The organism is Dactylosporangium siamense, from assembly GCF_016862795.1.
Classification (GTDB): Bacteria; Actinomycetota; Actinomycetes; order Mycobacteriales; family Micromonosporaceae; genus Dactylosporangium; species Dactylosporangium siamense.
Map to the genome: position 1 here is coordinate 140433 of NZ_BONQ01000083.1, position 14777 is coordinate 155209.

Below are 14777 nucleotides of genomic sequence, written 5' to 3' on the forward strand. Positions count from 1 at the left end.
CGCGGAACAGCGGGCGGGCGCCCCGCAGACGCGGAGCTGGGCGCCGCCCGCGTAGCCGGCCAGGACCCAGCCGCCGCTGGCCCGGGCTGCTCCCGGAACAGACCGGGACCTGGCCGAACCCGCGACGGCACGGGTCCGACCCTGGCCGCACCGGCCAGGAACGTGACCAGGCCTGCCACGACACGGATCGGCCAGGAGCTGGCGACGTCGCGGCCCGCTCCTGACCGCACAGACCAGGAACCGGCCAAACCCACAACGGCACGGGCCCGGCCCTGGCCGGGAGCCGGTCAGACCCAACGACAGCACGGGCCCAAGTCCTGACCGCACAGACCGGGAGCTGGTCAAACCCGGCGACGCCACGGGCCCGGCCCTGGCCGGGAGCCGGTCAGGGCCAACGACAGCACGGGCCCAAGTCCTGACCGCACAGGCCGGGAGCTGGTCAAACCCGGCGACGGCGCGGGCCCGGTCCTGGCCGCACGAACCGGGAGCCGGTCAGACCCGACGACGGCACGGTTCCAGTCCTGACCGCACCGGCCAGGAGCTGGTCCAAACCCACAACGGCACGGAACCAGCCCAGGTCACACAGGCCGGAGTCGGTCAAAACCCGGCGACGGCACGGATCCGATCCTGGCCGCGTCACGATCGATGCCAACCGCGGGTCGCCGCGGTGACCATGGCAAAGGCCCCCGAGGTCAATGCGGGAACGTCAGGACGCCTGGAGTTCCTTGGAGAGCAGCTCGGCGATCTGCGCGGTGTTGAGGGCCGCGCCCTTGCGCAGGTTGTCGCCCGTGACGAACAGGTCCAGGGCGCGCGGGTCGTCGATGGAGCGCCGGATCCGGCCGACCCACGCCGGGTCGGTGCCCACCGCGTCGATCGGCATCGGGAACTCGCCGGCGGCGGGGTCGTCGACCAGGATCACGCCCGGCGCGTGGCGCAGCACCTCGCGGGCGCCTTCGGCGTCGACCTCGACCCCGAAGACGGCGTGCACGGCGACCGAGTGGCCGGTGACGACCGGGACCCGCACACAGGTCGCGGAGACCTTCAGGTCGGGCAGGCCGAGGATCTTGCGCGACTCGTTGCGCATCTTGAGCTCCTCCGACGACCAGCCCCCGTCGCGCAGGGAGCCCGCCCACGGGACCACGTTGAGGGCGAGAGGCGCGGGGAACGGGCCGAGGTCGTCGCCGACGGCCTGGCGCACGTTGCCGGAGCGGGAGCCGAGGCTCCGGTCGCCGCTGACCCGTTCGAGCTGGTCGAGCAGCGTGTCGACGCCGTCCTTGCCCGCACCGGAGACGGCCTGGTAGGAGGCGAGGACCAGCTCCTTGAGCCCGTACTCGCGGTGCAGCGGGGCGAGCGCCACGATCATCGTCAGCGTGGTGCAGTTGGCGTTGGCGATGATGCCCTTGGGCCGGTTGCGCGACTGTTCCGGGTTGATCTCCGGTACGACCAGCGGCACATCGGGGTCCATCCGGAAGGCGCCGGAGTTGTCGACGGCGATCGCGCCGCGGGACACCGCGATCGGGGCCCACTCCGCGGACACCTCGTCCGGAACGTCGAACATCGCCACGTCGACGCCGTCGAAGACGTCGGCGGCAAGCTCCTGCACGACGACCTCGTCGCCCCGCACGACCAGAGTCCGGCCGGCGGAGCGTTTCGAGGCGACGAGGCGGATCTCCCCCCACATGTTCTTGCGGGAGGAGAGCAGCTCACACATGACTGTGCCGACGGCGCCGGTCGCACCGACGACGGCCAGCGTTGGTAACGCGCCCATAACGAGCGAACCTACCGTCCGGTCCCCGCATAAACCACGGCTTCCTCGGTGCCGCCGAGTTCGAACGCGTCGTGAATGGCGCGAACGGCCACGTCAAGGTCGGTGTCGCGGCACACGACGGACACCCGGATCTCCGAGGTGGAGATCATCTCGATGTTGACCCCGGCCTCCGCGAGGGCGGCGAAGAGCTTGGCCGCGACGCCCGGGTTGGAGCGCATGCCGGCGCCGATGAGCGAGACCTTGCCGACGTGGTCGTCGAAGAGGATCTCGCGGAAGTCGACGGTGGCCTTGACGCGCTCGAGGGCCGCCTTGGCGGTGGCGCCGTCGGTCTTCGGCAGCGTGAACGAGATGTCCGTGCGGCCGGTGCCCTCCGTCGACACGTTCTGCACGATCATGTCGATGTTGGTCTCCGCGGCGGCGACCGTCTGGAAGATCCGCGCGGCGACACCGGGCTGGTCGGGCACGCCGACGATGGTGATCTTCGCTTCGCTGCGATCGTGTGCGACGCCGGTGATAAGCGCTTGCTCCACAGAAAGGTCCTCAATCGATCCGGTGACCATGGTGCCGTTGGCGGTTGAGTACGACGAGCGGACGTGAATCGGCAGGTTGAACCGCCGCGCATACTCGACGCTGCGCAGGTGCAGCACCTTCGCGCCGCAGGCGGCCAGCTCGAGCATCTCCTCGTACGTGATCTGCTTGATGTGCCGGGCGTTCTTCGCGACCCGCGGGTCGGCGGTGAAGATCCCGTCGACGTCGGTGTAGATCTCGCACACGTCGGAGTGCAGCGCGGCCGCCAGGGCGACCGCCGTGGTGTCCGAGCCGCCCCGGCCGAGGGTGGTGATGTCCTTGGTGTCCTGCGACACACCCTGGAAGCCGGCGACGATCGCGATCGCACCCTCGTCCAGCGCGCCGCGCAGACGTCCGGGCGTCACGTCGATGATCCGGGCCCGGCCGTGCGTCGAGGTGGTGATGACGCCTGCCTGGCTGCCGGTGTACGACCTTGCCTCGTACCCGAGATTGTTGATGGCCATCGCGAGCAGCGCCATGGAGATGCGCTCGCCGGCGGTCAGCAACATGTCCAGTTCGCGGCCGGCCGGGACCGGGCTGACCTGCGACGCGAGGTCGAGGAGCTCATCGGTCGTGTCACCCATGGCCGAGACGACCACGACGACCTCGTTGCCGGCCTTCCGCGTGTCGACGATGCGCTCGGCGACGCGCTTGATGCGCTCGGCGTTGGCGACGGAAGACCCGCCGTACTTCTGCACGATCAGCGCCACGCCGTCGAGCTCCTTTCCACCCGTACGGGCGATGTTGACGCAGCCGAGCGTACCGGCGGCAGGTATCCCTCGGGAGTGGCGTTCCCACGATCCGGCCGTCCGACGGGCGAGAATACGCATGTGCGCTCACGTCGGGTCGGGGTAACCGCGGTCACTGTGACCACCGGCACGGCGCTCGCCGTGATCACCGGGCTGCTGCTGGCCGCCTGCGGCGGGGGCGCGCCGGTGGACCCGCCGTCGGTCCCGGCGACCGGCGTTCCCGCCCAGCCCGACCCGCGCGGCATGCTGGCCGCCCGGGTCGCGGTGGCCAAGGACCAGCGGTACATCGCCGCGTACACCCTCGTCGTGCAGGGCAAGGCGCCCCGCTCGGTGCTGGTCACCGTCGCCATCGACCGCACCTGGCGGGTCGACATCCAGGGTGGCGCGCTGGGCGGCACGGCCGACGTCGCGATCGCCAACCGGCCCGAGGGCGTCTACCAGTGCCCGATCAACCCCTCCAACGGCTGCGTCAAGGTCGCCGCCAGCAACAAGAAGCTGCCGGTCTCGATCGACCCGCGGCTGCAGTACGTCTTCATCGCCTGGCTCGACGTGCTCCTGGACCGCCAGGTGCCGCTGGCGGTGGCACCCGCGGACCCCCTGGCGGGCACCTCGGCGCCGTGCTTCGCGGTCGAGCCGGGCGTCACCGCGGTCCAGCCGCCGATCGACGCCGGCGTGTTCTGCTACAACGACCGCGGCATCCTCGCCGCCGCGAAGATCCCGATGGGCCAGCTGACGCTGACCGGGGACCCCGCGCCGGCGCCCGAGACGATCTCGCTGCCCGGGCCGGTGATCACGGCGGCCCCGCTGGGAACGTCCGCGCCGCCACCACCGAAGCCGTCGTCTTCGTCACCATCGGTTGCTCCGTCGATCTCGCGCTCCCGGTGAGTGGTAGGCTCGCGCTCGACATGTGGCAGACGGTTCTCCTTCTTCGTCGCCGCGACGAGGCCCGACAGGCCGGCACCTCGTCGCGGGGTTGAGTCGCGTCTGCGCTCCTGCCGGTCGACCCTTCCTGGTCCAGACCACCTTTTCAGGAGCATTGAGCCATGTCCGAAATCGCCAATCAGGCTGCCAGCCGGATGCCCGTCGAGCGCTACCGGCCCTTCAGTGAGCAGTTCCCGGTCCCGCTGACCGACCGCCAGTGGCCCTCCCGGGAGATCACCGTTGCGCCCCGCTGGTGCGCCGTCGACCTGCGCGACGGCAACCAGGCACTGATCGACCCGATGTCCGTGGAGCGCAAGCGCCGCATGTTCGGGCTACTGGTCCGCATGGGCTACAAGGAGATCGAGGTAGGTTTCCCGTCCGCGTCGCAGACCGACTTCGACTTCGTGCGGACCCTGATCGAGCAGGACCTGATCCCCGAAGACGTCACCATCCAGGTCCTGACCCAGTGCCGGGACACCCTGATCGAGCGCACGTTCGAGTCGCTGCGCGGCGCGAAGCGCGCCATCGTGCACTTCTACAACTCGACCTCCACGCTGCAGCGGCGGGTCGTGTTCGGCCTGGACCGGGCCGGGATCACCGACATCGCGACGAGCGCCGCGCGGCTGTGCCAGAAGTACGCCGAGGCGATCACCCCCGACACGGAGATCTACTACGAGTACTCGCCGGAGTCGTACACCGGAACCGAGCTGGACTACGCACTGGAGGTCTGCAGCGCGGTCATCGAGGTGCTGCAGCCGACGCCCGATCGCCCGCTGATCGTCAATCTGCCGGCCACGGTGGAGATGGCGACCCCCAACGTCTACGCCGACTCCATCGAGTGGATGTCGCGCAACCTGCCCCGGCGTGAGTCCGTCGTGCTGTCGCTGCACCCGCACAACGACCGTGGCACCGCCGTCGCCGCCGCCGAGCTGGGCCTGATGGCCGGCGCCGACCGGGTCGAGGGCTGCCTGTTCGGCAACGGTGAGCGCACCGGCAACGTCGACCTGGTCACGCTGGGCCTGAACCTGTTCTCCCAGGGCGTCGACCCGCAGGTCGACTTCTCCAACATCGACGAGATCAAGCGCACCGTCGAGTACTGCAACCAGCTGCCCGTGCACGAGCGGCACCCGTACGCCGGCGACCTGGTCTACACGGCGTTCTCCGGCTCGCACCAGGACGCGATCAAGAAGGGCTTCGACGCGTTGCAGCGTGACGCCGACGCCGCCGGCGTCGACATCGACCGCTACACGTGGGGCGTGCCCTACCTGCCGATCGACCCCAAGGACGTCGGCCGCTCCTACGAGGCCGTCATCCGGGTCAACTCGCAGTCGGGCAAGGGCGGCGTCGCCTACGTGATGAAGTCCGAGCACCACCTCGACCTGCCGCGCCGCCTGCAGATCGAGTTCTCCGGCGTCGTGCAGCGGCACACCGACGACGAGGGCGGCGAGGTCAGCCCGCAGGCGATGTGGGACTTCTTCTCCGCCGAGTACTTCTCGGACCGCCGGTTCGCGCTGCAGGGGTACGAGGCCTCGACCGTCGACGGCAAGGTCACGCTGACTGCCGACGTCTCGGTCGACGGCGTTGTCCGCTCGGTCTCCGCGACCGGTAACGGCCCGATCGACGCCTTCGTCCGCGCGCTGGGTGACTTCGGCGTCGACGTGCGGGTCCTGGACTACGCCGAGCACGCCCTCACCGCGGGCGAGAGTGCGCAGGCCGCAGCCTATGTCGAGTGCTCCGTCGACGGCCAGACCTTCTGGGGTGTCGGCATCGACGCCAACATTGTGACCGCATCGTTGCACGCGGTACTGAGCGCCGCCAACCGCGGCTGATCGTCGTTTCGCCGTTTTCGAATGGGCCGGCCCTTCTGGGCCGGCCCGCTCGCTTTTATGTGGGTCCTGCCCAGATTTTCGTTCGCATACGGCAGATCCTGCCGGTCCCGGCGTCCCGGCCGACAGGGACTGCGGTCCCGTCTTCCTGGGGTTCTCTCCCGGGTCGTGTCGGGAATCGCACCGTGGCGCTGCGCGCGCCGCGTGCGCCGATGCCGCACAGTGGTGGCGTGCGCCCCTCCAACGGCAAAGCCGTCATCCTCGCCCTCGCGCTCGCCACGGTGCTCACCGGCGCCGGCAGCTGCGAGGTCACCTCCACACCGGGCGCGGCCGCGCCCAGTTCGACGTCCACGGCTGGCAGCGGTGGTGGCACCACCGGCGCGACCAAGCCGCCGGCCGGGAACCCCGCCGCCGCCTCGGCAGCGCTCGAACAGCTCACCGTCGCTGCGAACGGCTCGATGGCCGGCTACACCCGCGAGAAGTTCACCCACTGGATCGGCCAGGGCGACGGCTGCGACACCCGCGACGTCGTGCTCAAGCGTGACGGCAAGGACGTCAAGGCCGACGCCGAGTGCAAGATCCTCTCCGGTGCCTGGTACAGCCCGTACGACGACAAGAACCTCACCGACCCCAAGGCCCTCGACATCGACCACATGGTCCCGCTCGCGGCCGGCTGGCGCTCGGGTGCCAGCAAGTGGACCGATGAACAGCGCAAACAGTTCGCCAACGACCTGACACGCCCACAGCTCTTCGCCGTCAGCCTCCAGTCGAACCGGTCCAAGGGTGACCAGGACCCGTCGACGTGGAAGCCGCCGAACAAGGCCTACTGGTGCACGTATGCGCAAAACTGGGTAACGGTGAAGAGTTTTTACAAGCTGACCGTCAGCACCGCCGAGAAGTCGGCCCTGACGGAGATGCTCGCGACCTGCAAGTAGCCAGGTTTTCTCTCGTTTTGTGATGAAGGGCGGCCGAGATGGCAGACGCAGCACCGGGGCCGGCCGCGGCACCGGCTACTACGGAGGCACCGGCCGCTCCTTCCGCTGTGGCGGGGTCCGTGGCCACGGGTGCCGTGGCGGCGGGTCCGGCTGCGGGGACGGGTCCGGCGGCAGCGACTGCCGCCGCCGCGGCCGCGGCACCAGCTGCGAATGCGGCACCAGCTCCGGATGCGACCCCGGCTTCGGCTGGGGCCGCTGCGGACGCTCCCGGTGCTTCCGTGCCGGCCGATGCTGCCGCGGCCCCACCAGCTGGCGGTCCGGCGGTGCCCGCGCCGTTGACGACCGACATCATGGCGGGGCCGGGCGGGGTGATGACCGACGAGGTCGGCGTGGTCACCGGCGAGCTCACCCTGCGCTCCGAGGTTGACGCCACGGGCGCCGCGCTCGTGCGGGTCCAGTACAAGGACGCCGAGGAGTGGTACGTGGTGACCGGCACCAAGACCCACCTCGGCGACCCAGCCGACATCGCCGCGGTGCACGCCGTGGCGGTCGGCATCCTGAACCGTCCCGAAGGCTAGCCCGCCCGGCGGCCCTAGCCGCCCGGCGTTCGCTAGACCGCCCGGCGCCCCTCGAAGGCGCGGCCGAGCGTGATCTCGTCCGCGTATTCGAGGTCACCGCCGACCGGCAGCCCGCTGGCGAGGCGGGTCACGTTGAGGCCCATCGGCTTGACCAGCAGCGCCAGGTACGTCGCGGTGGCCTCGCCCTCGGTGTTGGGGTCCGTCGCGAGGATCAGCTCCTTGCAGGTGCCGTCCGCGAGCCGCATCATCAGCTCGCGGACCTTCAGGTTGTCCGGCCCGACACCCTCGAGCGGGTTGATCGCCCCGCCGAGCACGTGGTACCTGCCCCGGAACTCACCGGTCCGCTCGATCGCGACGACGTCCTTCGGCTCCTCGACGACGCAGTACACCTCGTCGCTGCGGCGTGGATCGCGACAGATCCGGCACAGATCCGACTCCGCGACATTGAAGCAGCGCGTGCAGAACCGCACGAGCTCCTTCACCCGGGTCAACGCCTGGGCGAGCCGCTTCACGTCCGACGGGTCGGACGACAGCACATGGAACGCGATCCGCTGCGCGCTCTTCGGACCGACGCCGGGCAGCCTGCCCAACTCGTCGATCAGATCCTGGATGGCACCTTCGTACATCTGCGGCGGTTAGAATCCGGGCAGCCCGAGGCCGCCACCCAACCCGCCGAGCCCCGCCGTCAGCGGACCCATCTTCTCCTCCGTCAGGTCCTTCGCGGCCTTCGCGGCGTTGTGCAGCGCGGCGACCACGAGGTCCTCAAGGGTCTCCACGTCCTCCGGGTCGACCGCCTTCGGGTCGATCTTGATGCTGACCACCTCACCGGACCCGCGCACGACCGCCGTGACCAGGCCACCACCGGCAGTGCCGGTCAGCTCGGCCTCGGCCAACTCGGCCTGCGCGGCAACCATCTGCTGCTGCATCTTCTGCGCCTGCTTCATCATCTGCTGCAGGTTGGGCTGTCCACCGGGGCGCACGGTCTGCTCCTCTTCGATACTCGGCAATGCTCAGCTGGTCTTACCTGGCCCGTCCAACTGGTTACCCAGCCGGCGGTCTGTCCTGACGCTGCATCTTCCCGCATCCCGCCCAGGCCCGCCGCACGCCGTCCCGCCTGGTTCGTCGCGCGTCTCGTGAGCCGTTTCGGGTCATGCTCGGCGCGGCGTCCCTCTTTGCTCGTGCTCGGCCTGCTTTTGGTCGGACTCACAGCGTGCTTGGTCCTGCTCACAGCGTGTGCGTTGTTCGTGCTCAGCGCGCTTGGTCGTACTCAGCGTGCATTGTTCGTGCTCAGCGTGCGTTGGTCGTGCTCAGCGGGCCGGGCCATCCCCCTGCGTGCCGGTCCTGCTCGGCAGGCCTCGTCGTGCTCGGCGTCACTCGTGTGGTGCCCAGCGTGCCATCTCGCGTCACGGTCGGTGCGCCAGGTCGTGCTCGGCGTGCCGCCAGGCCCAATGGTGCGCTCGCCTTGCCGCTCCGACTGCCGTTCTGCCTGCTGCTCGCATTGCCGCACCGACTGCCGTTCTGCCTGCTGCTCTGCCTGCCGCTCTGCCCGGTGCTCGCCTTGCCACTCCGGCTGCCGCTCTGCCCGGTGCTCGCCTTGCTGCTCGGGCTTGGTGTTCGGTCTGCCGCTCTGCCTTGTGCTCGGCCTGCGGTTCGGCCCGGTGCTCGGCTCGCGTGGTCCGCCGGGTCCCGAGCTCGTGGTCATGGTTGGCGTGGTGGGCTCAGCTCGTCGTCTCGCCGATCTTCTCCGCACCGAGGGCCTCGCTGAGCAACCGCAGCGCGGCCTCCTCGCTCGACTCCCGCACGGAGTTGGCATCGTCGAGCAGTTCATCCCCCGGGTCCAACCCCGGAAACCGCGGATCGGCGACGGGTCGGTCATAGTCCGGGTCGAACGGTGGCTCGTCCGCCCCCGCGCCCTCCCACACCGACTCGACCACCGGCGCGGATGCCGCCCCGCCCCGCCGCGGTGCGTTGGCCGCCCGGCTGGCGGCCTCCCGGGCCTGCTCGATGGCACTGCGCGGCCGGGTGCCGTTCTGCGGTTTGGCGCCACCTTGCGTGCGGGCGCCGTTGGAGGACTGGCCGCCGTGCGTCCCGGTGGACGGACCCCCGCCGTTCGACGACGGGCCTACTTGCGTGCCCGCACCGTTGAACGACGACCCGGCACCCTGCGGCCTGGTCGTGACCTGCGCCGAACCACCCGGAGCCGAACCACTTGAACCCAAGCCACCCGAACCCGAACCACCCGACCCCAGGCCACCAGAACTCAGACCACCCGGAGCCGAACCACCCGGAGTGCTGGTGACGGGCCAGTCGCTTGCCTGCGCGCCACCCACGTGGGTCTGGTCGCCGCCGGTTGAGCCGCCCTGGCCGGCCAGCCCGCGCGGATCCGCCAGCGCCCCACCGGACGGTGTGCGGACCACCCCGCCGGGGACCGCCGTCGTCGGCCAGCCGTCTGCCTGCGTGGCCATCCCGCCCGGCACAGCAGGCGTCGGCCACCCGTCAGCCTGGCCACCGCCCGCGCGGCCGCCCGGCGCGGTCTGCGCCGCGGTGCCGCCCGGCACGGCCTGTGCCGCGGTGCCGCCCGGCACGGCGGTCGTGGGCCACCCGCCCGGAGTACCGGCGGCGGCGCCAGGCACTGCCGCCGGGGTGGGCCAGCCGTCCCCCGGACCCACCGACCCGGCTGTGGCGCCGGACCTGGCGGAGGCCATGCTGAGGTCCGCCGTCCGCGCGTCGGCCGGCACGGGGTCGCCCGCTGGACGTGCCGGCGTCGGCCAGGCCTCGGCGGCCTGCTGAGGCACCGCCACGCCGCCACGAGGACCGCTGTCAGCAGGTCCCGGCGGACTGCCCGGCCCGGAGGGTGACGTCGGTCGCGGCGGACTGGGCCGGCTACCGCCACCCCCACCGCCCGGCTGCCCGCCGACCTCGCACCTGATCTGCCACTTGCCGCCGAGCAACTCGCTCAGCGCGGCGATCAGCACGTCGGGTGAGGCATTGAGCATGTTGGCGTGCGCCGTGTGCTTGAACCCGAGCACCAGCGTGGTGCCCGCGACGTCCTGCACGGTCGCCTCGCGGACGATCGCCGCGGCCTTCTTCGACTTCCCGCTCACCAGGGACAGCACCTCCGCCCACACCCGCCGGACCGCGCCGGCGTCGAGCGCACCGACCGCCTGCCCACCCTGCACCGCCTGAGGGGCTGCGGGAGGGGCAGTCGGCTGGGAGGAGACAGGCTGAGGCGGGCCAGAAGGAGGTGAAGCGGGCTGCTCGTGCCCAACCGGCGCCGCGGCCACCTGCTCAGCCGGTGCCGGCCGCTCTGCCAAAGACGCAGCCGAAGACACGGACGAAGCCGAAGACGCGGGCGTAGGCACAGGTGACACGGCCGGCTGACTGGGCGCAGCCGGCTCGACAACAGGCGCGAAGGCCGCAGGCGCGGCGGACACTGGCGCAGAGGACACAGGCGCAGAGGCCACGGGCGCAGAGGCCACGGGCGCAGAGGCCACGGGCGCAGAGGCCACAGGCGCGGAGGCCACAGGCGCGGAGGCCACAGGCGCGCCACCGACCGGCGCCGCAACAGCGCCGCCCGCCAGCACCCGACGCTCCATCCGCTCCAGCCGCTGCAGCAGCGCATTGCTGGAGTCGTCCGCCCCGGGCAGCAGCATGCGGGCCGTGATCAGCTCCAGCAGCAGCCGCGGCGCGGTGGTCCCGCGCATCTCGGTCAGCCCGTTGTGGACGATGTCGGCGAACCGCGAGAGGGTCGCCTGCCCGAGCTGGGTCGCCTGGGCACCCATCCGCTCGAGCTGGTCGTGCGGCGCGTCCAGCAGGCCTTTCGCGACCGCGTCGGGGACCTGCTGGAGGACGATGAGGTCGCGGAGCCGCTCGAGCAGGTCGGAGGCGAACCGCCGCGGGTCGTGCCCCGCCTCGACGACCCTGTCGATGACGCCATAGGCGCCGCGCCCGTCGTCGGCGGCGAGCGAGTCGCACATCTCGTCGATGAGGGCAACGTCGGTGACGCCGAGCAGGGCCACGGCCCGCCGGTAGGTGACGCCGTCAGGGCCGGCGCCCGAGATCAGCTGGTCGAGGACCGAGAGCGAGTCCCGGGCACTGCCCGCGCCCGCCCTGACCACGAGCGGGAACACGGCCGGCTCGACGGTGACGCCCTCAGCGGCGGTCAGCTGCTCCAGGTAGGGACGGAGCACCCCCGGCGGGATCAGCCGGAACGGGTAGTGGTGGGTGCGGGACTTGATCGTCCCGAGCACCTTCTCGGGCTCAGTGGTCGCGAAGACGAACTTCACGTATTCCGGCGGCTCTTCGACGAGCTTGAGCAGCGCGTTGAACCCGGCCGACGAGACCATGTGCGCCTCGTCGATGACGTAGACCTTGAACCGGCTGGAGACCGGCGCGAAGAACGCCCGCTCCCGCAGGTCACGCGCGTCGTCGACGCCACCGTGGCTGGCGGCGTCGATCTCGATGACGTCGATCGAGCCGGAACCGTCGGGCGCGAGCGCGCGGCACGAGTCACAGTCGCCGCACGGGTCGGGCGTGGGGCCCTTCTCACAGTTCAGCGAGCGGGCGAGGATGCGCGCGCTACTGGTCTTGCCGCAGCCGCGCGGTCCGGAGAACAGGTAGGCATGGTTGAGCCGTCCCGAGCGCAACGCCTGCGACAGCGGCTCTGTGACGTGCTCCTGCCCGATCACCTCGGCGAACGTGCGAGGCCGGTACTTGCGGTACAGCGCGAGCGCCACCAGCGGACCTCCGTTCGCGTCATCGGCTCGGTGTGGCGGGCCGGGACCACGGTACCTCCAGGCACCGACAAAATCGCTCCGCCGCAACCCGCCCGTGGCCCGGACATGAAGAGGCCACCCGTGCACCCGTCAGAGCTCACTTATCCTTGCTGCCTTCCGGCCCTGGGGAGGTTCGTAAGATGACGCCGCACGAGTGGCTTAGGAACACAATACCCCGTAGCGCGCGGCGGTCGGGGCATGGGTATCCTGGCGCACGGAGGATTCGCCTAGAGGCCTAGGGCGCACGCTTGGAAAGCGTGTTGGGATAAAACCCTCACGAGTTCGAATCTCGTATCCTCCGCCAGCCTGACCAGGCAGAACGCCGGGAAGCCCGCCAGGGCCGCCCGGCGTTTCGGCTTCTCTAGCCACCCAGCCGTCCCAGGTCGGCGAGGGTGAACCGCAGGCCGGCCTCGTCGACCGGGGTCACCGTGCCGTCATTTTCCAGTCGGTACTGCCCCTGCGCGGGGTTGAGCAGTGAGGCCGGAGCGTCGGGGTACAGCTCGACGAACACCAGATAGTGACCGCTCGGTCGCAGACTGACACTGCCGGCCTCGATGAACTCCGTGCCCTTGTAGCGGCCACCGCCCTGCTTGATCTCCAGCACGGGCGGCGCCTCGCCTTTGAAGATCCGTCCGACGGTGGCGGCGAACACGGTGTGCACGTCGGGCACCGTCGTCGTCGCTCCGCGAACCTCGGCCTTCCCGGCGAGGGTCACCTCGGCGACGAGGTCGGCCTTGGCGAACAGCTCGGCCAGTGTCTGATATTGGGGGTAATCGACCTGATATTTGACCGTTTTAGCCGCCATGTCCGGCATTCGGTTGCAGCCCGCCAGCGCGAGCAGCAGGACGGCGAGCAAGGCGACCCTCATGCGGCTTGGACTCCCAACCGGCCGGTCCGGTTCCCCGCGCTCAATCTGCCATATAGCTGAATGTGAGCTAGCGGATAGTGACGGCACATGCGACGATGAGCGCATGGCCAAACCGGCTCTGGAGGCGTTGAAACACAACAGCACCCGGCGGCCACCGGGTGCTGTTTGTGATCGCTTCCACCTCTACGACTACGCGGAGGGTCAGCGGTGATACCCACAGCAATCCTTGCGCATCCAGAACCCCTCCGCAAGACCGAGAGGGGAAAGGAGATGCGCACCTTCTATCGGAGTCCGGACATCCTGGTCACCAGCGACCACGTTGCCGTCCTCCGGCCTAGTCCAGCCCGCTTCCGGATGACCGAACTGCGTGGCGCGTACATCGTCCGGCACGGATCTCCGTCGATCCGCCCACTGCTGGAGATCAGAGCGCGCTACGGCAGCAGCGACGTTCGACTCTTCTGCACCACGGACGCCCGCACCTTCGGTCAGGTCCGTCGTGCCTTGATCAGAGCCCTTGAGCAGTGCAAACCAGCACGTAGTTAGGTCCCGAAAGACCGCGCGCGAGCTAAGCCTCGCGCGCGGTCATCTTGAGTTCATTGAGATGATGCAAAAATGCAACTTGCAATATCGCACCCTGCGGGGTAGCCAGTCGTTACCATCCCGTGGGCAGCTACCCGCGCGCCCGTTCTGGTATGCGTCCTCCCATGAGGCTGACGCGCGGCACAGCACGCGCTTGCTACGGTTTTTGGCATTGAGTGCGTGCACTCACGATCATGCGCGTAGGGTCTGGAAGTGGCTAGCCGCCTGCAATATTTCAGGTAGACATGTGTCCCTTGGAGGGGCTGGACGTCATGGCATCGGGTGACACGCCTGCTGTGGCCCGTCGCTTGGTTCGCCTGGCGATCCGCGACGCACGGCTGGCCAAAGGACTGACACAGTCCAATGTCGCCGACGCCATGGAATGGTCACTCTCCAAGGTGATGCGTATTGAAAGCGGCGAAGTCACAATTTCACAAAACGACCTAAGGCCACTTCTCGGGCATTTGGGAATTCGTGAGAAGTCCAGGGTGGACGAGCTCATCCAGGCCGCGAAGGCGTCGAAACAGCGGCGCCAGTGGTGGGACCAGCCGAAGTTCGCCGGCCTGCTCACGACCGCAATGAAACAGTGGTTCAGCTTCGAGGTCGAGGCGAGCGCGATGCGGGTGTTCTGCACCACGTATTTCCCTGGGTTTCTCCAGACACCGCAGTTTGCACGCGCCCTTGTCGAGCGCTTCGACGACGTGCTGACCGCCGAAGAGATCACCGCCCGGATCGAGACTCGAACGCTGCGCCGCCAGGCGATCGAGCAACGCAGAAGCCGCCCCGATGCACGGGTTCTCCTGGACGAGTCGGTCCTTTTGCGTACGCTGGGACTGCCCGAGATTTTGGGGCAGCAACTCCTCGAAGTGCTCCACATGATCGACGACGGATGGCTCAAGGTTCGCATCGCCCCGTTCACCCTGGCAAATCCTGGCATCGGAAACTGGGAGATCTTCTTCCTGGGCGAGGAAGTGCCCGAACACGCGATTCTTTACCGAGAGAACGGCACCACCGACGAAATCGTTGATGATGCCCGAGGATTGCAACGGCATTTGAGCCAGTGGGACAAGAACTGGCAGGAATCACATGATGAAGAATACTCAAGGGAAATGATCGAGGCTCGTGCGAGCGAGTTGCTCGGCATTGATAAACCCGCGGATCCGCGAATCCGTAGGGGGCTACTGCCCCCAACTCCGGGGGTCAGGCCTTAA

The 14777-nt window shown here is 69.4% G+C and carries 11 protein-coding genes, 1 tRNA gene and 1 other RNA gene; 6 read left to right on the forward strand and 7 right to left on the reverse strand.

The genetic code is table 11. The annotated features are described in order from the left end of the window. Positions 1 to 706: 706 nt before the first annotated feature. Both Dsi01nite_RS27545 and Dsi01nite_RS27550 read right to left on the reverse strand, forming a co-directional pair. Entirely contained in the window at positions 707 to 1768 is a 1062-nt protein-coding gene (locus Dsi01nite_RS27545; RefSeq protein ID WP_203849175.1) for an aspartate-semialdehyde dehydrogenase, read from the reverse strand. An 11-nt stretch (positions 1769 to 1779) separates the two neighbouring features. Beyond that, positions 1780 to 3045 (reverse strand): aspartate kinase, encoded by a 1266-nt coding sequence (locus Dsi01nite_RS27550; protein ID WP_203849176.1) that lies wholly within the window; start codon positions 3043 to 3045, stop codon positions 1780 to 1782. A 156-nt stretch (positions 3046 to 3201) separates the two neighbouring features. Here Dsi01nite_RS27550 and Dsi01nite_RS27555 point away from each other — a divergent pair, with 156 nt between their 5' ends. From Dsi01nite_RS27555 to Dsi01nite_RS27570, 4 genes are all read left to right on the forward strand, one after another. Next, complete coding sequence (locus Dsi01nite_RS27555; RefSeq protein WP_203849177.1) at positions 3202 to 3969, forward strand: hypothetical protein; 768 nt, start codon at positions 3202 to 3204, stop codon at positions 3967 to 3969. A gap of 158 nt (positions 3970 to 4127) precedes the next feature. After that, a complete protein-coding gene (gene leuA / locus Dsi01nite_RS27560) occupies positions 4128 to 5834 on the forward strand; it encodes a 2-isopropylmalate synthase (protein ID WP_203849178.1) in 1707 nt (568 codons plus the stop codon). Between the two features lie 278 nt (positions 5835 to 6112). Continuing rightward, a complete protein-coding gene (locus tag Dsi01nite_RS27565) occupies positions 6113 to 6766 on the forward strand; it encodes an HNH endonuclease family protein (RefSeq protein ID WP_373318850.1) in 654 nt (217 codons plus the stop codon). A gap of 38 nt (positions 6767 to 6804) precedes the next feature. Beyond that, on the forward strand, positions 6805 to 7344 hold the full coding sequence (locus Dsi01nite_RS27570) for a hypothetical protein (protein WP_373318845.1): 540 nt from the start codon (positions 6805 to 6807) through the stop codon (positions 7342 to 7344). A gap of 32 nt (positions 7345 to 7376) precedes the next feature. Here the strand turns inward: Dsi01nite_RS27570 and recR are convergent, their stop codons facing one another. From recR to ffs, 4 genes are all read right to left on the reverse strand, one after another. After that, entirely contained in the window at positions 7377 to 7970 is a 594-nt protein-coding gene (gene recR / locus Dsi01nite_RS27575) for a recombination mediator RecR (RefSeq protein WP_203849181.1), read from the reverse strand. Positions 7971 to 7979: 9 nt separating this feature from the next. Further along, complete coding sequence (locus Dsi01nite_RS27580) at positions 7980 to 8300, reverse strand: YbaB/EbfC family nucleoid-associated protein (protein ID WP_239136235.1); 321 nt, start codon at positions 8298 to 8300, stop codon at positions 7980 to 7982. A 762-nt stretch (positions 8301 to 9062) separates the two neighbouring features. After that, entirely contained in the window at positions 9063 to 12080 is a 3018-nt protein-coding gene (locus Dsi01nite_RS27585) for a DNA polymerase III subunit gamma and tau (protein ID WP_203849183.1), read from the reverse strand. A gap of 107 nt (positions 12081 to 12187) precedes the next feature. After that, positions 12188 to 12281: signal recognition particle sRNA small type (gene ffs, locus Dsi01nite_RS27590), an RNA gene on the reverse strand. Between the two features lie 54 nt (positions 12282 to 12335). Here ffs and Dsi01nite_RS27595 point away from each other — a divergent pair. Then, a tRNA-Ser gene (locus Dsi01nite_RS27595) sits at positions 12336 to 12423 on the forward strand. A gap of 57 nt (positions 12424 to 12480) precedes the next feature. On the opposite strand, the gene Dsi01nite_RS27600 is transcribed toward Dsi01nite_RS27595, so the two are convergent. Further along, entirely contained in the window at positions 12481 to 12975 is a 495-nt protein-coding gene (locus Dsi01nite_RS27600; protein WP_203849184.1) for a hypothetical protein, read from the reverse strand. Positions 12976 to 13820: 845 nt separating this feature from the next. Here Dsi01nite_RS27600 and Dsi01nite_RS27605 point away from each other — a divergent pair. Further along, positions 13821 to 14777 (forward strand): helix-turn-helix domain-containing protein, encoded by a 957-nt coding sequence (locus Dsi01nite_RS27605; RefSeq protein ID WP_203849185.1) that lies wholly within the window; start codon positions 13821 to 13823, stop codon positions 14775 to 14777.

Coding starts and splice junctions, on each gene's coding strand:
- leuA (WP_203849178.1), top strand. CDS start 4,128: ATGTCCGAAATCGCCAATCAGGCTGCCAGCCGGATGCCCGTCGAGCGC.
- Dsi01nite_RS27570 (WP_373318845.1), top strand. CDS start 6,805: ATGGCAGACGCAGCACCGGGGCCGGCCGCGGCACCGGCTACTACGGAG.
- Dsi01nite_RS27545 (WP_203849175.1), bottom strand. CDS start 1,768: ATGGGCGCGTTACCAACGCTGGCCGTCGTCGGTGCGACCGGCGCCGTC.
- recR (WP_203849181.1), bottom strand. CDS start 7,970: ATGTACGAAGGTGCCATCCAGGATCTGATCGACGAGTTGGGCAGGCTG.